Annotated in this window: 22 protein-coding genes, 2 pseudogenes and 1 CRISPR repeat array; of the genes and pseudogenes, 15 read left to right on the top strand and 9 right to left on the bottom strand. The window is 69.9% G+C overall.

Annotated features, from left to right (window positions below):
- Positions 1–73: 73 nt before the first annotated feature.
- The 8 genes and pseudogenes from cas1 (at position 74) to QQK49_RS15930 (ending at position 9,232) form a co-directional block, all read left to right on the top strand.
- Complete coding sequence (gene cas1 / locus QQK49_RS15965) at positions 74–1,882, top strand: CRISPR-associated endonuclease Cas1 (RefSeq protein WP_348536219.1); 1,809 nt, start codon at positions 74–76, stop codon at positions 1,880–1,882.
- A gap of 26 nt (positions 1,883–1,908) precedes the next feature.
- On the top strand, positions 1,909–2,181 hold the full coding sequence (gene cas2, locus QQK49_RS15960; RefSeq protein WP_284304786.1) for a CRISPR-associated endonuclease Cas2: 273 nt from the start codon (positions 1,909–1,911) through the stop codon (positions 2,179–2,181).
- Between the two features lie 196 nt (positions 2,182–2,377).
- Positions 2,378–4,154: direct repeats of the CRISPR family, unit length 36 nt; unit sequence CTGGCGCCCCTTCCCGGGGCGCCCTTTCGTTGAGGC.
- Positions 4,155–4,278: 124 nt separating this feature from the next.
- Positions 4,279–4,587 (top strand): AbrB/MazE/SpoVT family DNA-binding domain-containing protein, encoded by a 309-nt coding sequence (locus tag QQK49_RS15955; RefSeq protein ID WP_284304785.1) that lies wholly within the window; start codon positions 4,279–4,281, stop codon positions 4,585–4,587.
- A complete protein-coding gene (locus QQK49_RS15950) occupies positions 4,584–5,006 on the top strand; it encodes a type II toxin-antitoxin system Phd/YefM family antitoxin (RefSeq protein ID WP_284304784.1) in 423 nt (140 codons plus the stop codon). Before QQK49_RS15955 ends, QQK49_RS15950 begins: the two co-directional genes overlap by 4 nt.
- A gap of 124 nt (positions 5,007–5,130) precedes the next feature.
- Positions 5,131–5,259, top strand: coding sequence for a type II toxin-antitoxin system RelE family toxin (locus QQK49_RS15945; protein WP_284304783.1), 129 nt, complete (start codon positions 5,131–5,133; stop codon positions 5,257–5,259).
- 278 nt (positions 5,260–5,537) lie between these two features.
- Positions 5,538–6,929, top strand: a pseudogene (locus QQK49_RS15940) (IS1380 family transposase).
- Between the two features lie 266 nt (positions 6,930–7,195).
- Positions 7,196–8,113 (top strand): alpha/beta fold hydrolase, encoded by a 918-nt coding sequence (locus tag QQK49_RS15935; RefSeq protein WP_284304782.1) that lies wholly within the window; start codon positions 7,196–7,198, stop codon positions 8,111–8,113.
- Positions 8,114–8,221: 108 nt separating this feature from the next.
- Complete coding sequence (locus tag QQK49_RS15930) at positions 8,222–9,232, top strand: alpha/beta hydrolase (protein ID WP_284304781.1); 1,011 nt, start codon at positions 8,222–8,224, stop codon at positions 9,230–9,232.
- 108 nt (positions 9,233–9,340) lie between these two features.
- On the opposite strand, the gene QQK49_RS15925 is transcribed toward QQK49_RS15930, so the two are convergent.
- The 4 genes from QQK49_RS15925 to QQK49_RS15910 form a co-directional block, all read right to left on the bottom strand.
- Positions 9,341–9,745 (bottom strand): SRPBCC family protein, encoded by a 405-nt coding sequence (locus QQK49_RS15925; RefSeq protein WP_284304780.1) that lies wholly within the window; start codon positions 9,743–9,745, stop codon positions 9,341–9,343.
- 120 nt (positions 9,746–9,865) lie between these two features.
- On the bottom strand, positions 9,866–10,627 hold the full coding sequence (locus QQK49_RS15920; RefSeq protein WP_431310546.1) for a 3-hydroxybutyrate dehydrogenase: 762 nt from the start codon (positions 10,625–10,627) through the stop codon (positions 9,866–9,868).
- Positions 10,628–10,807: 180 nt separating this feature from the next.
- The gene (locus QQK49_RS15915; RefSeq protein WP_284304779.1) at positions 10,808–11,491 is read right to left on the bottom strand and encodes an SAP domain-containing protein; all 684 of its coding nucleotides are present in this window, start codon (positions 11,489–11,491) and stop codon (positions 10,808–10,810) included.
- 206 nt (positions 11,492–11,697) lie between these two features.
- Entirely contained in the window at positions 11,698–12,132 is a 435-nt protein-coding gene (locus tag QQK49_RS15910; protein ID WP_284304778.1) for a helix-turn-helix domain-containing protein, read from the bottom strand.
- Positions 12,133–12,384: 252 nt separating this feature from the next.
- Here QQK49_RS15910 and QQK49_RS15905 point away from each other — a divergent pair, with 252 nt between their 5' ends.
- Genes QQK49_RS15905 through QQK49_RS15895 form a run of 3 tightly spaced genes read left to right on the top strand, consistent with a single transcriptional unit; the run spans position 12,385 to position 14,872 of the window.
- Positions 12,385–12,918 (top strand): holo-ACP synthase, encoded by a 534-nt coding sequence (locus QQK49_RS15905; protein ID WP_284304777.1) that lies wholly within the window; start codon positions 12,385–12,387, stop codon positions 12,916–12,918.
- Positions 12,915–13,964, top strand: coding sequence for an alpha/beta fold hydrolase (locus tag QQK49_RS15900; protein WP_284304776.1), 1,050 nt, complete (start codon positions 12,915–12,917; stop codon positions 13,962–13,964). Before QQK49_RS15905 ends, QQK49_RS15900 begins: the two co-directional genes overlap by 4 nt.
- Positions 13,965–14,023: 59 nt before the next feature.
- The gene (locus QQK49_RS15895) at positions 14,024–14,872 is read left to right on the top strand and encodes a beta-ketoacyl-ACP reductase (RefSeq protein WP_284304775.1); all 849 of its coding nucleotides are present in this window, start codon (positions 14,024–14,026) and stop codon (positions 14,870–14,872) included.
- Positions 14,873–15,004: 132 nt separating this feature from the next.
- On the opposite strand, the gene QQK49_RS15890 is transcribed toward QQK49_RS15895, so the two are convergent.
- The gene (locus QQK49_RS15890) at positions 15,005–15,358 is read right to left on the bottom strand and encodes a TfoX/Sxy family protein (protein ID WP_284304774.1); all 354 of its coding nucleotides are present in this window, start codon (positions 15,356–15,358) and stop codon (positions 15,005–15,007) included.
- Positions 15,359–15,789: 431 nt separating this feature from the next.
- Between QQK49_RS15890 and QQK49_RS23360 the strand changes: the two are divergent.
- Positions 15,790–16,299 (top strand): annotated as a pseudogene (locus QQK49_RS23360) (lytic murein transglycosylase); the annotation flags it as partial.
- Positions 16,300–16,411: 112 nt separating this feature from the next.
- Here the strand turns inward: QQK49_RS23360 and QQK49_RS15885 are convergent.
- Together QQK49_RS15885 and QQK49_RS15880 are read right to left on the bottom strand one after the other, a co-directional pair.
- Complete coding sequence (locus tag QQK49_RS15885; RefSeq protein WP_284304773.1) at positions 16,412–16,747, bottom strand: hypothetical protein; 336 nt, start codon at positions 16,745–16,747, stop codon at positions 16,412–16,414.
- Between the two features lie 69 nt (positions 16,748–16,816).
- Entirely contained in the window at positions 16,817–17,023 is a 207-nt protein-coding gene (locus QQK49_RS15880) for a hypothetical protein (protein ID WP_284304772.1), read from the bottom strand.
- 300 nt (positions 17,024–17,323) lie between these two features.
- Between QQK49_RS15880 and QQK49_RS15875 the strand changes: the two genes are divergently transcribed.
- The 3 genes from QQK49_RS15875 (at position 17,324) to QQK49_RS15865 (ending at position 21,055) form a co-directional block, all read left to right on the top strand.
- Complete coding sequence (locus tag QQK49_RS15875) at positions 17,324–18,742, top strand: lysozyme family protein (RefSeq protein WP_284304771.1); 1,419 nt, start codon at positions 17,324–17,326, stop codon at positions 18,740–18,742.
- A 74-nt stretch (positions 18,743–18,816) separates the two neighbouring features.
- Positions 18,817–19,788: a CPBP family intramembrane glutamic endopeptidase gene (locus QQK49_RS15870; protein WP_284304770.1), complete on the top strand. Its 972-nt coding sequence runs from the start codon at positions 18,817–18,819 to the stop codon at positions 19,786–19,788.
- A gap of 457 nt (positions 19,789–20,245) precedes the next feature.
- Entirely contained in the window at positions 20,246–21,055 is an 810-nt protein-coding gene (locus QQK49_RS15865; protein WP_348536218.1) for a histidinol-phosphate transaminase, read from the top strand.
- 71 nt (positions 21,056–21,126) lie between these two features.
- On the opposite strand, the gene QQK49_RS15860 is transcribed toward QQK49_RS15865, so the two are convergent.
- Positions 21,127–21,501 carry a phage holin family protein gene (locus QQK49_RS15860; protein ID WP_284304769.1) on the bottom strand — a complete coding sequence of 125 codons (375 nt, stop codon included), beginning with the start codon at positions 21,499–21,501 and terminating at the stop codon, positions 21,127–21,129.
- A 33-nt stretch (positions 21,502–21,534) separates the two neighbouring features.
- The gene (locus QQK49_RS15855) at positions 21,535–22,026 is read right to left on the bottom strand and encodes a hypothetical protein (protein ID WP_284304768.1); all 492 of its coding nucleotides are present in this window, start codon (positions 22,024–22,026) and stop codon (positions 21,535–21,537) included.
- Positions 22,027–22,162 lie beyond the last annotated feature (136 nt).

Raw genomic sequence — 22,162 nt, 5'->3', positions numbered from 1 at the left:
CCTCGGCGCGCGGTGCTCCCGATCTTCGTACGCCCGGTGACGCCCGCTCGGTACCGGCACACTCTGCAGTCCCATGACTGGGCGGTCGTGTGCGCGGCGGTTCACGATGATGCCGCCGAGGCGGTGGAGGTGCGCGTTGCGTCAGCGGTCTCGCGACTTATGGCCCGGCATGTCGCGGCGGCGCTCGTCTGTGAAGTCCACAAAGGAGGCAGCCCATCGGCACCCGAGAGATACCTGCTGCCTGGAACGGCCCGTCCGCTGGAGCAGATCAGTGTCTCCACGTGAGGGGACCTCGCTCCCGATCTCGCTGGTCGCCCATACCGTCTTCTGCGAACGACGAGCTTGGCTGGAGTCGGTAGGCGAGAGAGTGGAGAGCCGCGCGATCGAGGACGGCGTAGCCGCTCACGCTGCGGTGAACGGCCGCGCGGATGACCGCGTCTCACGCCGTCGGTCCGTCGAGGTGGCCTCGGAGCGACTGGGTGTCAACGGGCGATGCGACGTCATCGACGTGGGCGAGGGCGGTGACCTTCGAGTGGTCGAGTACAAGTCAGCGCCGCTGAGACGGTCCACGGTGGTGACTGCGGCTCAGCGTGTTCAGCTCGCGCTCCAAGGGATGTGTCTTGAGGAAGCGGGACACAGCGTCGTCGGGTATGGCGTGTACTTCACCACTGGCCGCCGGCTGGTAGACGTTGTGATCGATGAGGAGGCGCGGGTATGGGCGAGGGAGATGGTCGCAGCGACCCGTCGCGTCGTCGAGGCCGATGCGGCGCCCCCTCCTTTGCTCCAGGATCCGCGGTGTGGACGGTGCTCGCATGCAGGAGTGTGTTTGCCGGAGGAGCGGGCTCTGGGGGTGGTGACACCACACATCAAGGTCGCGGATCCTGACGGAGAGGTGCTGCATCTGACAACACCAGGGGCCCGCGCGTACCTCCGAGCGGGCCGGGTGGAGGTCGTCAAGGGTGACGAGAGTCTGGGCAGTCTGCCGCTGGATCGGGTGCAGGCTGTGGTGGTCCACGGCAACGTCGACCTGTCGACGGCGTTGGTGCGCGAGTTGATGTGGATGTCGCGCAGCATCATCTGGTGCTCTGGGCAAGGCCGCGTGGTCGGATTTGGCAGGAGTGTCCACGCCCCCAACGGCGGCGTGCGTGTAGCCCAGCATGTGGCGGCGGCCGAGGGCCGTCTCGATTTGGCGCGCGAGTTCGTGATGTCGAAAATCTCCAACCAGGCGACGCTCCTTCGCCGTGGGGCGCGATGGGACGTATCGCCGGTGGTGCGAGAGATGCGGCGTCTCGCCCGCGCAGCGGGCAGTGCCCAGTCGATCGGGGAACTGTTCGGCCAGGAAGGGGCCGCTGCGGCCCTGTACTTCGGTGAGTGGACGGCGCTGTTCTCGCCGGCTGCCGATGAATCTCTGGTGACTGCCTGGCTCGGTCGTGTCGGACGGGGCGCGGATGACCCGGTGAACGTCGCGCTGAATTACTGTTACGGCATTCTGTCGGCCGAGATGATCAGGGCCATCTTGGCGTGTGGGTTGGATCCACACGCAGGCTTCCTCCATTCTTCGTCGAGGAACAAGCCCGCGCTAGCCCTCGATCTGATGGAGCAGTTCCGTCCGGTTGTTGCGGACTCCGTCGTTCTGGGTCTGATCAACAACGGGGAACTTCGTAGAGATATGTTCAGTGACGTGCTCGGTACCTGGAGGCTGCGGGATGAGGGGCGTCGGCGCATTGCGCGCGGCTTCGAGAGACGAGTGGAGCAGCGTTTCACGCATCCATTGTTCGGGTATCGGGTGTCGTGGCGACGAGCCGTCGAGATTCAGTCGCGCCTCGTTCTCGGGGTCCTCGACGGGACCCAGGATCGATATGTGGGGATCAGGGTCCGGTGACGCGTAGCGATGCTCACCGGTATCTGGTGGCGTACGACATCGCTGATGATCGTCGCCGGCTGCGGTTGGCGAAGGCACTCCAGTCATTCGGGGACCGGGTGCAGTACAGCGTCTTCGTCGTCGATGCGAGCGAAGTGAGGTTGCGGCGGATGCGCCGTGAAGTGGAGCGCATCGTCCGGCTGGATCAAGATGCGGTCCTCATCTGCGACGTCGGCCCGGTGAGCGGCGTCAGCGAGTCCAGGTTCGTTTCCATTGGCGTCGGACGCTCCTTGACGGATGGCGACTCCTTCATCATCTGATGGGGTCCGCGAGGGGTGCAGATCACCGGTCTCTCAGGCGTGACCCCTCGCAGTTGCATCTCGCCTGGTCATGGGCCTTCCGGTCGGCATGCCCCACCTTGCGGCGGCCGGCACCGTCTCAAACAGCTCACAGACGGAGACACTGCTCGCGAGGGGACCTGAAGGCCGTTGTGATTCAGGTACCCTCGGAGGGGCCCTGGCGCCCCTTCCCGGGGCGCCCTTTCGTTGAGGCCTCCGGCAGGACGCGCCCATCGCCGCTCAGAACCTCCTGGCGCCCCTTCCCGGGGCGCCCTTTCGTTGAGGCGTCAAGACAGACGGCGACCGCACCGTGATGACAGCTGCTGGCGCCCCTTCCCGGGGCGCCCTTTCGTTGAGGCCTGCCCTTGCGGGCACTAGTGCCAGTCGAGGAACTGGCGCCCCTTCCCGGGGCGCCCTTTCGTTGAGGCGTGGATGATGTCTTTGGTGGCTGCCGTGCTTGTCGTGCTGGCGCCCCTTCCCGGGGCGCCCTTTCGTTGAGGCCGGAGGAACCCTCAGCGTCCGTCAGATCGACTCACACTGGCGCCCCTTCCCGGGGCGCCCTTTCGTTGAGGCCTATACGGCCGGTAGGCGGTGAACTTTAGGGTTTTCCTGCTGGCGCCCCTTCCCGGGGCGCCCTTTCGTTGAGGCGTCGTGCCGATGCAGGCTGAGGCGATTGCTCGTGCTGGCGCCCCTTCCCGGGGCGCCCTTTCGTTGAGGCTACACCGTCATGCGGACTCGGGTGCGGTCATACGGTCGCTGGCGCCCCTTCCCGGGGCGCCCTTTCGTTGAGGCGAGGACGGCGACGAGGACGCCACCGTCCTCGACTCGCGCTGGCGCCCCTTCCCGGGGCGCCCTTTCGTTGAGGCTACAAGTGGCGGTACGACCTCGGCCCGTGGGCCGACCTGGCGCCCCTTCCCGGGGCGCCCTTTCGTTGAGGCACCAGCAAGGAGACCTCGTGACTGTCCACGCCACCCCCTGGCGCCCCTTCCCGGGGCGCCCTTTCGTTGAGGCAGGGTGAAATCCTGCGGACGACGCGAGTCGTGATCACTGGCGCCCCTTCCCGGGGCGCCCTTTCGTTGAGGCAGCGACCTCGTCCTGCCCATGAGCACGATCCGCCTGTGCTGGCGCCCCTTCCCGGGGCGCCCTTTCGTTGAGGCGCAGTCACACCACGAAGGTGAGGGAGATACTTGTAGAGCTGGCGCCCCTTCCCGGGGCGCCCTTTCGTTGAGGCTCCAAGGGCAAGCCGGTCCGCCGCCGCAAGATCGCCAACTGGCGCCCCTTCCCGGGGTGCCCTTTCGTTGAGGCGGCCGTGGCGTCGGCGAGTCCGAGTGGGTGCGTGACGCTGGCGCCCCTTCCCGGGGCGCCCTTTCGTTGAGGCGTGGCGCACCCGACGACGCAGGTGCCCCTGCGTGGCTGGCGCCCCTTCCCGGGGCGCCCTTTCGTTGAGGCGTGTCAGCGGAGTGGACGGGCCCGTTGGTCGATGCTGGCGCCCCTTCCCGGGGCGCCCTTTCGTTGAGGCCCGACGTCCTCGTTGTCCTCCCACGCGAACCGCCACGTCTGGCGCCCCTTCCCGGGGCGCCCTTTCGTTGAGGCACGGTCAAGCCGTCCACGATGACCCACCGGCGTGGGCTGGCGCCCCTTCCCGGGGCGCACTTTCGTTGAGGCTGTGGGAAGCGGGCCTTGAGTTCCTCGATGGACACGCCTGGTGCCCCTTCCCGGGGCGCCCTTTCGTTGAGGCGACTTGACCTCGATCACGATGCCGGGACAGGCGGCGCTGGTGCCCCTTCCCGGGGCGCCCTTTCGTTGAGGCAGGGCCATGAGGCACCGTGAGACCGTCCGCCGACGCCCTGGCGCCCCTTCCCGGGGCGCCCTTTCGTTGAGGCGCGCCGACGGCCATCGGCCACGGCTTGGCCCATCCGCTGGCGCCCCTTCCCGGGGCGCCCTTCGTTGAAGTGAGGCGATGGAGCTGGTCGACTCTGATGCCGGCCAGCTGACACGCGAACGCTCAGCGTTCGGTCGGCTCGTCGCAGTGCGGAAAGCGAACCTACGGCTCTGCTGCGGTGCGTCTACGCTCAGGACATGGCCTTTCACGGGTACGTCGGGGTGCAGGGGCGCGGCGTCATTGCGCTCCCGTCGGAGGTGCGTCGACGGCTGCTGCTCGATCAGCCAGGGGCGCAAGTCGAGATCACCGAGCGTGAGGACGGGGTCCTGGAGTTGCGTCCTTCGTTGCCGGTGCCTGCCGATCAGGTCTGGTTCTGGGAGCAGCGTTGGCAGGAGCGGGAGCGCGAGGTCGACGCGCACGTGGAAGAGGGCCGCGTGACTGCCCACGATGACGGTGACGCCTTCCTGTCGCACCTGGATGCGCCGGCCGGCCCCGACGGTTCGTGAAGTTCGAGATCAGCCCAGCGTTCGATGGCGACTACCGCCGGCTGAACGTGAACACCCGGCCACCCTCGGCGAGATCGCCCGGGACGTGCATGGAAACGGCGTCGGCCCTTCCAGACCGCAGCATCCACGCGAGAATTCTGTACATGACGACGATCTCCCTGGCAGCGGCTCGGGCGCAGCTGTCGAAGCTCGTGGACGAGGCGGTGTCCACCCATCAGCGGATCGACATCACCCGGAACGGCAGCCGTGCAGCCGTGCTGCTGGCGGCCGAGGATTTCGACGCCCTCATCGAGACCATCGACGTGCTCTCGGACGCAGAGTTGGTCGCGGACATCGACGAGGGGCTGCCAGCTCCGATGTCGGAGACCGTGCCTGTCGACGAGCTCACCCGCCGACGCGTCAGGCCTCGTGGCCTATGAGGTCAGGCTGGCTCCTCCCGCACGCAGAGCGTTGGGGAGCCGGCTACCCGAAGTCGTCGCGGCAGCCTGCTTCGCCTTTCTCAGCGGTCCCTTGGCCGAGAACCCTCACCGTGTCGGCACGCAGATGACCGGCACGTTCGCCCGCTTGTACTCCGCACGGCGCGGTGAGTACCGCGTCACCTACCGCATCGAGCAGGAGGCGGTGGTCAACGTGGTGATCGCCAGCCGTCACCGCCGCCATGCCTACCGGTGATCCGGATCCCGGCCGACCTGGATTCACCGCCGGCCCGGCACCTACCGGCCGCCGAACAGACACCGTCACTCCCCGTCACCCATGACGCCAGGGACCCCAACGACCGGACTCGAAGCAAGCCGAATCGCTGTCCGACCGCGTCCGTTTCAGGCCGTTAACCCGGATCGTTCACGAGACTCGGGTGTGATCGGCGCGTAGAAGCACGGAAGTGCCTGTCCAGCAGGGGAAACTTGGGTTTGCGACGACTCAAGATCTCCGAACCGGAAGGCACTCCGTAGGTGAAGCGTACTTCGTGGTCTACCGGCTTGTCCGTGACCTCCGATGGTGTCGGCGTGGTGGCCCATGCGGGCAGCGTCGCCACCCGCCTTCTGGCCGACCGGGTCGGCCTCACGTCCGAGTTGTCCAAGGTGATGGTCCGCCGCAACTTCGTCCCCGGTCACGACCGCGGCAGGGTGCTGACCGACGTCGCGGTGATGCTCGCCGACGGCGGGGAGGCGATCGCCGACATCGACGTGCTGCGCCACCAGTCCAGCGTGCTGGGCCGTGTCGCGTCGGCGCCGACGGTGTGGCGGGCACTGGACGAGGTCACACCTGGCCGGTTGAAGAGGATCTAGAACGCGCGGGCGCGGGTCCGCCGCCAGGTCTGGTCCCAGCTGCCTGACGGCGTCCCGGCGAGCAAGGTCGCCGGGACCGATCTTGACGATCTGATCGTGCTCGATACCGACGCGACCATCGTGATCAGCCACAGCGAGAAGGAGAACGCGGCGGCCACGTTCAAGCGGACCTTCGGGTTCCACCCACTCGGGGTGTGGTGCGACAACACGAGTGAGTTCCTCGCCGCCAAGCTCCGCGCTGGCAATGCCGGCTCGAACACCGCCGCCGACCACATCGAGGTCCTCACCGACGCGATCGCGCAGATCCCCGGCACGCACCGCAAGAAGCTGCTCATCCGCTCCGACGGCGCGGGCGCATCGCACAAGCTGCTGGACTGGCTTACCGAGCAGAACCGGGTCCGTGGCCGCAGCGTGGAGTACAGCGTGGGTTTCGCGGTCACCGAGAAGATCCGCGACGCCATCGACCTGGTCCCGAAGAAGGTCTGGACCCCGGCACTGGACGCCGACGGTGGGATCCGCGAAGGAGGTGACGTCGCCGAGCTCACCGGGCTCTTGGACCTGAGCAGCTGGCCGACCGGAATGCGCGTCATCGTGCGCCGCGAACGACCCCATCCCGGCGCCCAACTGTCGCTGTTCGAGGAACGTGACGGCTGGCGCTACCAAGCCTTCGTCACCAACACCACGACCGGACAACTGGCTTTCCTCGAGGCCCGGCATCGGGCGCACGCTCGGGTCGAGGACCGGATCCGGCACGCCAAGGACTCGGGGCTGGGGCGGTTCCCGTCGCGGGAGTTCGAGATCAACCGGGTGTGGCTGATGCTGGTGCAGATCGCTGCCGACCTGACCGCATGGACCCGGCTCCTCGCACTGACCGGAGACGCGAAGTCGCTGGCGGCGTGTGAGCCGAAAGCGCTGCGCTACCGCTTCCTTCACGTCCCAGCCCGGCTGACTCACAGCGCCCGCCGACGACGCTTGCGGATACCCGAGTCGTGGCCATGGGCGGCCGCGATCGTCGCAGTCTTCGCCAACATCGCCGCGATCCCACAACCCGCCTGACCCCCCCGTCCGCCCACGACATCACGACCCGGAGAACCGCAGCCCGGCAGCGCCAGCCGGCCCAACGTCGTACCCGCGCACCGTCATCGACTCACCCCACGCAGCGATGCCGTCGTCGGCACCGTCATGAAAGACCGGGGTTAAGCGGCGGCGCCGGTACTGTTGTGGGGATGGATCCACACAGATGAGCCGCGTACGGCGGCAGGAGAGCAGCGGCACCAGGCGAGCGCGAAGTCGTCCTCACCCGCAACGACGCGGAGGCAGCCATGAGTGAAGCCCGAGAGATCCGGGTCGCGGTCCGGGGTGGGGAGATCGTCGGCCACGTGCACGGTGCCGAGGGGCCCGACGTGCTCCTCGTGCCGAGTGTGGGGTCGAGCGAACTCGTCTGGCGGCACACCGCCGAACTGCTGGCGGCCGACTTCCGCGTCGTCACGTTCGCGCTGCGCGGGCACGGGCGGAGCACGTGCGAACTCACCGGCAGCCTCGGCATCGTCCTGCACGACATCGCGGCCGTGCTCGACCACGTCGGCATGGAGCGGCCCGCGATCATCGGGCACACGTTCGGCGCCGGGATCGCCGCGATGGCCGCAGCCCGATTTCCCGGGCGGTTCTCGGCGGTCGGAGTCGTCGACAGCCCCATGAACCTCTCGCAGTCGGAGTACCGGGAGTTCCTCCAGGTGTTTCAGGAGAAGGCGATCCAGGAGGACCTCACCGTACGGATCGGCCTGGGGTGTTCCGGCCCGGCCGCGGAATCGCTGCAAGACTTTCTCGACGAGTACGCGCCCCGGCTCGTCAACGACTGGTTGGCCCTGTGGCCGACGCCCGAACACGCCCGCGCCGCACTGGAGGCCGACACGGTCGTCGACGAGACCGGCGCCTGGCAGCGGCGGCCGACCTTCGAGACCTGCCGCCGGTACACCGAACTGCCACCCGACGCCTTCGCCTACCCCGGACGCGAACTCCTCGCCGCCCTCCAGCTACCGATCTGGGTGATCCAACCCGTCATCGGCCAGTTCGTCGACGCCCTCGACGACGTGGTCGACTTCGCCCGTGACCGCCCGGGCTGGCAGATCCGGACGATCCGCGGAGGCATCGACGCCCTCGCCCACGACGATCTCGCCGCCGAGTTGCGGTCGCTGCTGCTCGGCCCGGCAGCCGACAACCCCAACCCCATTCCCGCCTGAGCCGCCATGGCCACCTCCGGACGTCGACAAGCGCCGATGCGGTGGCGGCGAGCGCCGTCTAGCGTGGCTCACGCTCCGTGGGGACGGATGCAGACCAAGGGGGAGACCATGAAGTCACGCGTGCTGGAGATCGGTGTCGGAGCCGGTCTCGCCGTGCTGCTCGCGGCCTGCGGCGGTCCGCAGGCCCAGCCGACACCGGCGGCCGATTCCGCCACCACACAGAGCGGGAGCCAGAGCCCGGCGCAGAACTCGCAGGCGCCGGCCGAGCCCGTCCCCGAGCGCCTCGACATCGACTACGTCGGAGACGGCGCCGACGAACACCGCCTCGACCTGTTCCTGCCGACCGGGCAGGGCCCGGGTCCGTTCCCGCTGGTCACGTGGGTGCACGGCGGTGGCTGGAAGTCCGGCGACAAGGGTGACATCGGCCGCGCCGAGGACATCCGGATGGTCGAGACCAAGCAACTCCTGCTCGACCGGGGCTACGCGGTCGCCGCCCCCAACTACCGGCTGGCTCCGGGGGCCACGTTCCCCGCGCCGATGCACGACGTCGCCGCATCGGTGCGCTACCTGCGCGCACACGCCGCCGAACTCGGTCTGGACCCGCAGCGATTCGCGCTCATGGGCGACTCCGCCGGGGCGCACCTCGCGGCGATGACCGCGCTGGCACCCGACAAGGCCGATCTGCAGGGCTCCCTCGGCGAGACCGGCGTCGACGCGCAGGTCAAGGCCTTCGTCGGGTACTACGGCATCTACGACCTGAGCACCCGCACCCGCGACCAGAAGCAGGTCTGCGGCGGCGGCAAGCCGGGTGCCGAGTCCTCCCACGGGATGCTCATCGGCACCGACCCCGACGCGCCCGAGGGACAGCAGAAGGCCAAGGCCGCGAGCCCTGTGACCTACGTGTCCGCCACCTCACCCGCCGTCATCCTGTTCTCGGGTCGCAAGGACTGCACCGCCCCGTACCCCCAGCCGGAGGAGTTCCACCAGGCGCTGCAGAAGGCGGGCGCGACCTCCGAACTGACGTTCATCGACACCGAACACGCTGATCCGCAGTTCTGGACCGACTCGGCCATCCACGACAAGCTCATCGCCTTCCTCGACCGGCACGTCAAGGGCTGATCGCCGCTCGAGGCGCCCCGAGAACCACCCGGCCCCGCGACGACGATGTCGCGGGGCCGGGTCGTGGTGGGGGCGGGTGACGGCACCGCCGGGATCGAACCCGGTGGGTCAACGCTTCTCGGTCATGTCCTTGATCGAGGCCAGCACGTCGCGCAACCCCGCACGCACACCGTCGGGGTCGGCGCGCCCACTGGTGATGCGGACCGTGAGCGTGGCGTCCTCACCGCGGCGGTCGATGTCGAAACTGCCCTTGTACCCGTGCCGTCCGCCGACCGAACCCCAACTGAACGTGCGGCCGGGATTGTCGACGCGGGTCCACGCGGTACCGCGCACCTCCACCGTCGACCCGTCGGGCATGCGCGGAGTCGCGACGACCTCGACGGCCCCATCACCCACGGGTTCGGCCTGGGACAGCCGCGGCATGTAACTCGGCAGGTTGGCGACATCGGACAGGAACTCGAAGAGCCGTTCGGGCTCGACGTCGATGTCCACGGACTCCACGTACTCACTCATGCATGCGGGTCTACCGGTCGCGGGTGCCCGGGGGCAAGGGACCTCCGTCACCTCGGCGGAACCCCGGCGGTTCGTCCGTGAGCCGCCGCCCTGCCGACCGACGGTGGGGTGCGCGGGAGGTCAGCTCGCGGTCCAGCCGCCGTCCATCGTGTACGAGGCGCCCGTCATGCTGACGGCCGAACCGGAGCACAGGAACAGGACGAGATCGGCGACCTCGGCGGGCTCGACGAGGGTCTTGCGGGCCATGCGCAGGAGCATGACCTTTTCGACGACGTCGTCCTCGGACATGCCGTGGGCCTTGGCCTGGTCGGCGATCTGCTTCTCCACCAACGGAGTCCGCACATAGCCGGGGTTGATGCAGTTGCTCGTCACCCCGTGCTCGGCGCCTTCGAGGGCGACGACCTTGGACATCCCCTCCAGGCCGTGCTTGGCGGTCACGTAGGCGACCTTGAAGGCCGAGGCGCGCAGGCCGTGCGCGGAGCTAATGTTGACGACGCGCCCCCACCCCTGCTCGTACATACGGGGCAGGGAGTTGCGGATGAGGCGGAACGGCGCCTCGACCATCACCCGCTGGATAGCCGTGAAGACCTCCGGCTCGAACTCGTGCACGGGCGCGACCCGCTGGAAGCCGGCGTTGTTGACGATGATGTCGCCGGCGACGTCGAGGGAGGCGAGCACGTCGGGGTCGGAGAGGTCCGCGCCGATGCCGCGGCCACCGAGCGGCGCCGCCGTCTCCTCGGCCTTGGCCTGGTCGAGGTCGACGACGACGACCTCCGCGCCGGCGCGGGCGAGAGCCTGGGTGCAGGCGAGACCGATCCCGCTCACGCCACCGGTGACGACGGCGGTGCGTCCGGTCAGATCGAGGTTGATGAGGTCGCTCACGATGTTCTCCGTTCGGGGGAGGCGAACAAGTTCCCCCCGATCCTGTCACCTGAAACCGGAGGGTAGGGCTCAGGCCGGAGACCGAGGAGCGTCGTGAGACGACACGAGGGGCCCGCGAATACTCGCGGACCCCTCGTGTGGTGGTGCTCAGGCCGTAGCAGCCTGGTACTGAGTCGTTGCTCAGGCCTTGTCGTCGGCCTCGCGCAGACGGGCGCGGAGCTCGTCGAGCGAACCGGTGGTCTCGAGACCACGGGTGGTGAGCTCGGACTTGAGCTGCGCGGTGTTCATGAGGTTGTAGTTGCGCTTGACCTGCTCGGTGGCCGTGTCGGTCGCCTCCTCGGAGGTCTCCTTGGCGGCGTCGGTGGCGCGACGGGTCTGCGTGGCCGCAGCCTCGGTGGCGCGACGGGTCTGCTCGGTGGCAGCCGTCGTGAAACGCTCGGCCTGCTCGCGGCCGGCCTGCTGCGCGTCGGCGACGCGGGCCTCGACGGTCTCGCCGAGCTGCTGCGCCTGCTCACGGGCGGAGGTGGCGAAGTTCTCCATCTGCTCGCGGGCCGTCTGGGTGAGGGTCTGAGCCTGCTCGCGCCACGCGGAGTAGAAGCGCTCGGCCTGCTCGGTCCACTGGTCGTTCGCCTGCAGGTTGGCGTCGAGGATCTTGTGCGCGGTCTCGCGCTGAACGGCGAGGGCCTTGCCGTAGAAGTCGAACAGCTCGTCGACGGCCTTGCGCGGGTCGACCATCACCGGGACGGTGGCGGCCGAGGGGCGCTCGAACTTCTCGGCGAACTGGGCGGTCATGGAGTCGACGGCCGAGAACCAGTTCTCCTGCATCTTGCGGGTGGCCTCGATGTACTGGGAAGTGATCGACATGAGTTCTCCTAAGGGGTTGGTCGAGTGTCGTGGGGGTCACGCCGCTCTCGTGGAGAAGCGCTCTGCTTGAAATACTACGCACATTGATCGGGATGTCAAGCAGAGGCGGACTCACGTCCAACTCTGGGGCGTCCGGGTGAAGGGCATGTGACGTCCGGGCGCCCCAGGTACGAACGATCGCTCGGGCTCGGGCGCGCTCGGCCGAATCAGACGCCGGTGGAACCGGGTTCGGTGTCCGCTGCCGACTCGGAGTGCCGCGCGATGAGCGTGCGGTACAGGGCCAACATGGCCTGCTTCTCCTCCGCGGTGAGGTCGGGATCGGCCTCGATGGCCTCGGCGACCGCCGGCGAGGTGGCCGCACCCTTGGGGTCGCCACCGGCCTGCCGCAGGTTGGCGGCACCCGTGGAGACCAGCCCGGCCTGCGTGAGCAGGTGCTCGGTGGAGATGTCCAGGGCGTCGGCGATCGAGTGGAGCACCTTGAGCGAGGGCTGGTGCAGCCCGCGCTCGACCTGGCTGAGGTAGGCGTTCGACACGTTCGAGATGCCGGCCAACTGACGCAGGGACAGGTCGGCGAGCTGCCGCTGGGCCCGGATGTAGGAACCCAGGACCGTTCTGCGCGAATCGTCCTTCTTCTCGTCCACTGGAGTCCTCTCGCCGCTTTCGTCCAGGTCCACCAGGATACGAGGTGGCCGCAACGGCCCCGGGCCCGGCGACGTTCGCCGGGTGTCGTCAGAGTCGGTTGATCTCAGCCCGTTGATTCACCCCGTCCAGCGGATAGGGTCGTTCACAGGTGGCCGGGATCACATTTTTCCCGACCCGGTCGGCGTCGACCCGGTGCTCCGCGTGCGGTCGATTCCCCCGAACAACCGACGAGCAAGGATCGTGATCACCCGATGACAGAGCAGCAGCGAGAATCGGCCGAGCAGAAGTTGCGTCAGGCCTACGACAAGTCGGAGAAGCGAGTCTCCCGGACCAGTGACGAACTCGTCGCGACCCAGGGCTTCACCGAGGCTCTGGCGATGCTCACGAGCAACGCCGTCGCGATGTCGCGTGTCATGTCGACCGGGCTCGACCAGGTCGTCAAGACCACCCGCCTGGCCGGCCAGCGCGACATCAACCGGTTGGCACGCCAGCTCAACCGCACCGAGGACAAGCTGGAGCAGGTGCTCCAGGTCGTCGAGCAGCTCGAGGAGGAGCTGGCGGCCACCCGCGCCGAGCGTGACGAGGCGCGTCGTGAGACCCGCCCGGTGGAGACGCGCGCCAAGCGCACCGCCGCCACCACGCCGGTCAGGTCCTCGGCCGCGTCCTCCTCGACGTCCGGCCGTGGCCGCGGCCGTGGTCGCTCCGCCAATGTGACGAACGGCGAAGTGACGAGCGCCGACGTCACGAACTCCGTGGCGCAGGGTGGCGAGGAGAACGGCCGGTGAGCGTCCTGGCATCGATGCTGAAGCTGCCGCGCACCGTCCTCGAGACCTCGAACATCCTCCTCACCACCGAGGATGCGGTCATCGGTGCGACCCGTAAGGACGTCGTCTGGACCCACCGCACCACGACGCTCTACCGGTACCGCAGCAACAAGCGGACCCACCCCGTTCCGGTGCTGCTGGTGTTCGCCCTGATCAACCGGCCGATGATCTTCGACCTGCGGCCGGGGCACTCGTTCGTCGAGTTCCTGCTCGACCGCGGCTTCGACGTCTTCCTCGTCGACTGGGGCGTGCCCTCTGACGCCGACAACGACATGGGCCTGGACAACTACGTGTGCGACGAGCTCACGTGGGCCGTGCGCGAGGTGCGCCGGGCCTCCGGCAGCAACGAGATCTCCATCCTCGGCTGGTGCATCGGCGCCGTGCTGACCGCCATGTACGCCTCGCTCAACCGCGGTGGACCGGCCCGCAACCTCGTCCTGCTGACGATGCCGGTCGACGCCGAAGGTGCCCTCTACACCACGTGGATGGGCAGCGACTCCTTCGACGAGCAGGAGGTGGTCGACGGCCTCGGCAACGTGGCCGGCGAGATCGTCGACTGGGCCAACAAGATGATGAAGCCCGTCCAGAACCACGTGACCACCCGGCGTCGCCTGTTCGAACAGGTCCACGACGGGACCGTCAACCGCGTCGCCTACCAGGCGATGTCCAAGTGGGTGGCCGACAACCCACCCTTCGCCGGACGCGCGTTCAGCCAGTGGATCCGCTGGATGTACAAGGAGAACCGCCTCGTCCGTGGACGCATGGAGCTCCGGGGCAAGCGCGTCGACCTGCGCAACCTCGACCAGAGCATCCTCGTGGTCACCGCGTCCGCCGACCACATCGCACCGCGCGAGTCCACCCTTCCGCTGCTGGACCTCGTGAGCAGCGACGACGTCGAGCACATGGACCGCGTCGGTGGCCACATCGGCCTCATGGCCGGCTCGAAAGCCCGCAAGGAGATCTGGCCCGACATCGCCGATTGGCTCGAGCCCAGATCTCAGAACTGACACCCGCACGACACCCGCCCTCGCCCCCCGGGTCGGGTCCCACCCCACAAGGAGACGTGATGACCAGCACGGTGAACGACATCCAGTACCAGGCCGCCGAGACTCCGGGCCGTGGAGGCAAGCTCGAGGGCCGGGTCGCCTTCGTCACGGGCGGAACCCGAGGCATCGGCGCGGCGATCAGCAACAGCCTCGCCCGTCAGGGCGCCACGGTCGCTGCCGGCTACGGCGGCAACACCGAACGCGCCGAGGCGTACCAGGCCGACATCCAGAAGGCCTGGGGCGACGACGACCGCGAGTTCACGATCCACAAGGGCAACGTCGGCAACGCCGAGGACTGCCGCAGGACCATCCAGGAGGTCATCGACAAGCACGGTCGACTCGACATCCTCGTCAACAACGCGGGCATCACGCGTGACCGCACGGTGGCGAAGATGACCGACGACGACTGGGAGGCCGTCCTCCAGGTCAACCTCTCGGGTGCGTTCTACCTGGCTCAGGCCGCCCTGGCGCACATGCTCGAGCGCGGCACGGGCCGCATCGTCAACGTCAGCTCGATCATCGGCGAGATGGGCAACATCGGGCAGGCCAACTACGCGGCCAGCAAGGCGGGCCTCTTCGGTCTGACCAAGACCCTGGCCCGTGAGGCCGCGTTCCAGCTCGGCCGCGACGGCAAGCTGTCCGACGACTCCATCGGCGTCACCGTCAACGCGGTCACGCCGGGTTACGTCCTCACCGAGATGGTCGCGGCCGTGCCGGAGAAGGTCCTGGAGAAGATCAAGTCGAACATCCCCCTGCGCCGTCTCGCGCAGCCGGAGGAGATCGCTCGCGTCGTGCACTTCCTGTGCTCGGACGAGTCCGGATTCATCACCGGTCAGGTCTGGGGCGTCAACGGCGGCCAGGACATGTGATCGGCGGGTCGGCGCCACCACGCCGACCCAGCGCCACGACGGGCGGAGGACTCCTCACGGAGTTCTCCGCCCGTCGTCGTGTGCCGGGTGTGATGTGGGGCGGGCGCGATGTGACGAGTGCGATGGGTCGGTCTAGCGCGGCGGCGTCTGCGCGGCGTGATGCTCGAGTGCGTGCGCGAGCCAGGCCTCGAGGCCGGCGCCCTCGAGGCCGACGCCGTCGACGGCCAACCAGTTGTCACCCATGGGGCGGGTCGGGCCCATCATCGCCGGCTTGGCGCCGGGCAGGGCCAGCAGCCGATCGTGCTGGGCGGGGTCGATCCGGAGCAGCAGATCGCCGTCGCGGCGGGCCGCCGCGACCATGCGGTCCTCGATCATGAACGAGATCCCGCCGAACATGGGCACCTCGCGCGGCGAGCGGTCGGCCAGCGCGGCGCGCACCCGATCGGGGAGTGAACCGGAGTCGGCGGGAGGCCGGTCGGTCGGCATCTGCATCACCTCGGGACGCCTCGGAGGGTCGGTGCGTGCTCGTCTCCCACGGTAGAGGCGCCCGCCCTCCGGTGCGAGGGGCTCCGGTGCGGTGGATTTCGGCGGGGATGCAGTTCGGGGGTGAGGGGTTCGCGGGTGTCTCGACATCGGACCACGAGAGCACTCAAGAGGGGCGGGCGCGCACCGATGAGGTGAGAGGACATCCGTCGAGCGCTGCCGCATGCGCGCACCCCGGAAGGACGAAACATGAGCCGTCGCGACTCCTCGTCGCGTACCAGTGACCCGATGCGGCAGCCGGAGCGACGCTCGCGTGCCCGGTACGCCACCGTGTCGGCCGCTGCCGCCCTCGTGGTGCTGGCACCCCTGGCCGCCGGGGCCTCCAAGCCGTGGACCCGTGACGTGCCCAACGCCCCCGGCCACCGGCCGCCACGATGTCCGCCGCCGACGCCGTGCAGGCCGGTGCGCGAGGTCAGGTGTCGCTGCCGTGGCTGGCGTTCGCCCGGCAGGGGTCCGTCCTGCCGGCATCGTTCGCTGCGATGGCCGGCCCCGCCGCTCCGGGCGCGGTCCCCCCGGCCGTGCACCAGGCCTACGTCAAGGCCGAGGCCTCCCTCGCCTCCACCCAGCCCGGATGCCGGCTGCCGTGGTGGTTGCTGGCGGGCATCGGGCACGTCGAGTCCGGTCACGCCGCCGGTGGTCGGGTCGACGCCGCCGGGCGCACCACGGGTGAGATCTTCGGTCCTCGCCTGGACGGCACGACCCCCAACACCGCGACGGTGCCCGACACCGACCAGGGCGGCGTCGACCTCGACGCCGACTTCGACCGCGCGGTCGGACCGATGCAGTTCCTGCCCTCGACCTGGCGCTCCTTCGGCGCCGACAACAGCGGCGACGGAGTCGCGGACCCCCACAACGTCCACGACGCCGCCCTCAGCGCGGCGCGCTACCTGTGCTCCGGCGGCGGCGATCTCAGCGTCGCCGGTGACCTGCGCACCGCGATCCTGCGCTACAACCCCTCCGAGGAGTACGTGCGCAACGTCCTGACCGCGGGGAGGCCTACCGCGACGGCCGGACACCGCCGCCCGCGTGGAAGCCGCCGATGGGCCCCGGCACCAACCCGCCGCCCGTCCTCACCACCGACGCCCCCGTCGGGGGAGTGCTGCAGGAGTATCCGGCCGCCTCCGTGGTGGCCGCCGCGCCGACCGCGCCGACGTCGCGGGCGCGGGCCACGACCCGCGCCACGACTCCGCAGGCCACGTCCCGCCCGACGACGCGCACCACCGCGACTCCGACGCCGACGGTGCCTCGTCCCACCGCCACGCGGTCGCCCGCGCCGACGACCCCGCCCGCCACCCCCCAGACGGCGACGGCGACGACGAACGTCACCCCCACGGCGCCGCCCACCCTCCCCGTGTGTGAGGTGGTCCCGACGGCGAGCCCGACCCAGACCCTGCCTCCCGGTCAGCCGTCCCCGACGACCTCGCCGCCCACCACGTCCCCCGACGCGAGCCCCTCGCCGACACCGAGCCCCAACCACACGTTCGGTCCGGACGGGCAGCAGACGCCGATCCCGACGCCGACCTGCGTCATGCCACCGGAGGATGTGACGCGATCGGCGTCCCCCGCTCCCACGAGCACGCCGCAGCCGGCGACGACCTCGCCGGCCACTCCCTCGCCTGCGTCGACGTCTCCGGCGGTCGCCCCGCGCTGACCTCCGCCGCCGTCCGTGGCGGCGGCCGGCGGGGCGGGGCGGAGCGAAATCGTTACTCGCCCGATCGATTACCGGTGTTACCGTGTCCGAGTCGGACAGTCGTCTAGAACTTGGGTCTCATCGTGAAGCGTCAATTGGACGCCGATGGATATGACGTCACCGACGACACGGGGCGGGGGAATCGGCTACCGGTCGTCGTCGTGGGGATCGCATCGGCAGTCGTCATCACCGTCTCTGCAGGGCTCGTGGCTTTCACGATGTCGCAACCACGCGAATCGGAGCACACGGCCCGCGCCGCCGACGCCACCGTCTTCACCGCGCTCGGCCGTACCGTGACGGGCGGCCCCGAGGCGGTCACCGCCGTGCTGCCGACCACCACGGCCGCGCTCGACGGGTCGCTGCCCGCACCGGCCGGTCTCGCCGCCGGCGCCAAGGACCAGATCCCCGCCCGGGTGCTCGACTCCTACCGCAAGGCCGAGTCCACCCTTGCCTCGGAGTCCCCCGCCTGCAAGCTGCCCTGGTGGCTGCTCGCCGGTGTCGGCAAGGTCGAGTCCGACCACGCCGCCGGCGGCAAGGTCGACGATGCCGGCACGACCACCGTGCGCATCGTCGGACCCCGCCTCGACGGCACCGTCGTGGGCGGCACCATCGTCCGCGACACCGACAAGGGCGCCCTCGACGGCGACCTCTCGTTCGACCGGGGCGTCGGCCCGATGCTCCTGCTGCCCAAGACGTGGCAGAACATCGGCCGCGACGGCAACGGCGACTCCCGCCCCGACGTCTCCAACGTCGACGACGCGACGCTCGCCGTCGGCACCCTGCTGTGCTCGGCCGACTCCGATCTCACCACCCCCGAGGGCCTGGCCAAGGGCCTGGTCAAGTTCGACGACACGCCCACCTTCGCGAGCGAGGTCCTGCCCTGGGCGATGCACTACCGCTCCGGAGCCCCGACCGCCGCCGCGAGCAGCACGGGCTCGGCCGCACCGTCGACCACGTCCGAGGGCTCGACGCCGGCCACCACCGACGAGTCCACGCCGACGACGACGGCATCGCCGACCCCGAATCCCACTCCGACACAGGCCGGTCCGGGGTTCACGACGCAAGACCCGAGCACCCCGCCCTCGACGACACCCCCGGCCGTCCCCGCGCGTCCCGCTCCTCCGGTCACGCCGACCCCGGGACGCACGCCGGTGCCTCCGCGCCAGACGCCCACCCGCACGGCGCCACCGCCCGTGCAGACGCCGACGCGCACGGCGCCTCCGCCGGCGCAGACGCCGACCCGCACCACGCCACCCCCGATCCAGACCCCGACCCGCACGGCCACGCAGGCTCCCACCCGGACGACCGCGCCGCCGCCGGTGCACACGCCGACACGGACTCCCGACCGGCCCTCGACCCCGACTCCCGACCGGACCACCCGGACGCCGGATCGGACGACGGCCTCGACGCCCGCCGTGGCCGTGGTGACCCCTGACGCCGGGCCGAACGCGCGCGTCGACGACCGACAGACGAGCACTCCCCGCGCCGAGCGGACCGAGAACTCCTCGCGCGCCGAGAGGCGTGAGCGGGCTCGTGACCGGCGGGAGCGCAACGACCGCGCCGACCGCACCGAACGCGCCGAGCGGCGGGGGAACGACGCCGACGGGCCCGACGTGGCCTCCGACCTGCGGCGGTGAACCTCAGACCTTCGTCTCCCGAGCCGAGACGAACGGTCGATGCGTCCGCCGTCCCGGCCGGGCAGCATGAAGACATGCACACCGCACAGCCGCCGACGACCTTCGCCTCGAGCCCTCCCGCCCGCCCCCTCGCGCTCCCGCTGGTGGGCGCCTCCTACCCGCAGGTCCTGCGGACTCCCCGGCACCGCTGGTGGAACCCCGTGGTGTCGTGGGTCGTCGCGCTGCTGCTCGGCGGCGCCGCGGTGGTCCTCCCGATGCTGTTCTACCTGGGCGGTGTCTTCGTCTTCGGGGGTGACGACGCCGTGGCCGGCCTCGACCCGCAGATGGCCGACGCGCCGTCGACGTTCGTGCTCAACCTCTCCCTGGCCCTGCTCATCGGGGTCGCGCTGCTGGCCGTGGCGATCGGGCACCCGGTGGCGTCCCGGTTCCTCCATTCCGTGGAGGGGCGGGTTCGGTGGGGATGGCTCGGACGCTGCCTCATGCTCCTGCTGCCGCTGTGGCTGATCTACATCGTGTCGGCGTGGGTCGTCGACGGCACGCGGACCCTCGGCCGCGAGGACGGCTGGATCGCGCTGCTGCTCATGGCCCTGTTCATGACCCCGCTGCAGGCGGCCGGCGAGGAGTACCTCTTCCGCGGGTTCGTCATGGTCTCCATCGGCGCGTGGTTCCGTCGACCGATCGTGGGCCTGGTGATCTCGGGTGTCGTCTCCTCGGCGGTGTTCGCGGCGGCGCACGGCTCGGGCGACCCGTGGATCATCGTCAACCTCGTCGGCATGAGCGTGGCCTGCGTGTACCTGACCTGGCGGACCGGTGGCCTCGAGGCCGCGATCGCCATCCACGTGGTCAACAACGTCGTCGTGGGCGTCTTCGGCGTCCTCACGGGCACCAGCGCCGAGAGCTACATCGACGCCTCCACCCGCTCCACGCCGCTGGAGGCCCTCGTCGGGGTCGCCGTCATGGCGCTCGCGACGCTGATCCTCCTGCGCGCCGCCGACCGCGCCGGGATCTCGCGGACCGTGCCGCCCGCGGTGGGCGCCCGCCCCTGACCTGCGGACGAGCCGGGCTCGGGCCGGGTGTCTGCGTCGGTCGAGCCCGTCTCCCTGCGCCTGCTGCTCCGGCGTGCGAAGGTGTGGGAGACCACGCCGCGCGAGGGTGCGCGGCAGTCGATGAGGACGAGCGAGGAGAGACGATGTCCGAACTGCTGGGGACCGGCGACGAGGCGAAGGCGCGGCACTCGCAGGTGCACCTGAGGGAGGCGCTGCACGGGGTTCCGGTCTACAAGCCCGGTCGTCCGCCCACGCGTTCGGAGGACTTCACCTCCTACAAGATGAGCAGCAACGAGAACCCCTACCCGCCGCTGCCGTCGGTGGTCGACGCGATCGTGCGGTCGGTGCAGCAGGTCAACCGCTACCCCGACATGGGGACGACGGCGCTGCGTGAGGCGATCGCCTCCGAGATCGGCGTCGACGCCGACGAGATCGTCACCGGCACAGGCAGTTCGGGGTGCTCAGCGCCATCGTCAACGCCGCGTGCGAGGCGGGCGACGAGGTCGTCTACGCGTGGCGCAGCTTCGAGGCCTACCCGATCATGGTCGCCCTCTCCGGCGCGCGCTCGGTGCAGGTGCCGGTCACCGAGGACGGCCGGCACGACCTGCAGCAGATGGCCGACGCCGTCACCCGCGACACGCGCGTCGTGCTCGTCTGCAGCCCCAACAACCCGACGGGGACCGCCGTCCACGCCGATGAGTGGGAGCGATTCCTGGGTGCGGTACCGCGCGACGTGCTCGTCGTCCTCGACGAGGCCTACCTGGAGTTCGTCCGCGACGCCGACTCACCCGACGCGATCGAGGTGTACCGACGCCACCCCAACGTCGTCGTCCTGCGCACGTTCAGCAAGGCGTACGGCCTGGCCGGCCTGCGGGTCGGCTACGCGGTCGCGCGGCCCGAGATCGCCGTGTCGCTGCGCTCGTGCGTCATCCCGTTCGCCGTCTCCGACATGGCGATCCAGGCCGTGGTGGCCTCCTACGCCGCGCAGGACGAGCTGCTCGAGCGGGTCGAGGCGTTGGTCGGTGAGCGCACCCGCGTGCAGGACGGTCTGCGTGAGCTCGGCTACGCGGTGCCGCAGACGCAGGCGAACTTCGTGTGGCTCCAGCTCGGCGCGAAGACCGAGGAGTTCGCCGAGGCCGCCGACGCGGTGGGTCTGTCGGTGCGACCGTTCGCCGGTGAAGGCGTGCGGGTGTCGGTCGAGGCCCCCGAGGCGAACACCCGTCTGCTGGAGGTCGCCGAGCGGTTCCGGGAGCGGCTGTCCGGCTGAGGTGCCGGTAGGGCCGACGCTGCCGCGAGCACGGTCGCAGGCGAGGTGGTCCGGCGATCCCGCCGGGCCACTCAGCGGCGGTCGGAGGTGATCGCGCTGGACGCCCAGGCGATGACGGTCACGACGAGCGACCCCAGCAGCGCCGGGACGAACCCGTCGACCGAGAACGGCATTCCGACCAGGCCCGCGACCCAGCTCGTGAGCATGAGCATCGCCGCGTTGATCACCAGCAGGAACAGCCCGAGGGTGACGGCGATCAGGGGCAGGCCGAGCACGACGAGCAGTGGCTTGACCAGAGCGTTGAGCAGGCCGAAGACGACCGCCACCACGAGCGCGGTGACGATGGTGCCGCTCGTGCCCTGCTCGGCCATGCGGATTCCGGGCACGATCAGCGAGGCCACCCACAGGGCGACGGCGTTGACGACGATCCTGAGCAACAGACCCATGGGCCCCATCCCATCACGAGCGTGCCTCCGTGGTCACCCGGCGTCGCGTCGCCGGGCGTCGTGCCCGTCATCGCGGAGGTCGATGTCGGAGAGTGCGTCACCCTCGCGCAGCATCTGCCCGAACCAGCGGACGGCGCTCGCGGTCATGATCACGGCGAACACGAGGAACAGTGCGGCGTCGACCCACGCGCGCCACCCGGCGACGGCCAGGCTGCCGTCGGCGGCGATCCACAGCGGCACGAGGTCGCCCTCGGTGGTGCCGATCAGTCCGGGGCGGTCGATGACGCGGGTGAGCACCGTCCCCGAGGGGTCGATGTAGCGCACGGTGCAGCCGGGGCCGATCGGTGCGGTGCTGCAGCTGACCACGTCGCCGGTGGCGCCGCTCGCGGTGAACATCGACACGGTGGACGTCCCGAGGTGCCAGAACGCGATGCCCCACAACAGCAGCGCCAACGCGGTGGTGATCACCCACGCGGCGGTCGTCAGCAGGCGTCTGCGCCGCTGACGGCCGGGGACGGAGGACATGTCCCCCTATCGGCCTGCGACCTGAGGAGTACAGGGCGAGCAGCCCGTGAGGACGACCGTCTCTCGCGGGGGAGCGGTTTGGGTTACCGTCATCGGGACACGCCCCAGGTCGACGGTGCCGGGCGAGAGCCCGGTG

Origin of the sequence: Mobilicoccus caccae, from assembly GCF_030161635.1 — a bacterium.
In the GTDB taxonomy this organism is placed as follows: Bacteria; Actinomycetota; Actinomycetes; order Actinomycetales; family Dermatophilaceae; genus Mobilicoccus; species Mobilicoccus caccae.
This window is presented reverse-complemented; position numbering and strand designations above follow the sequence as displayed.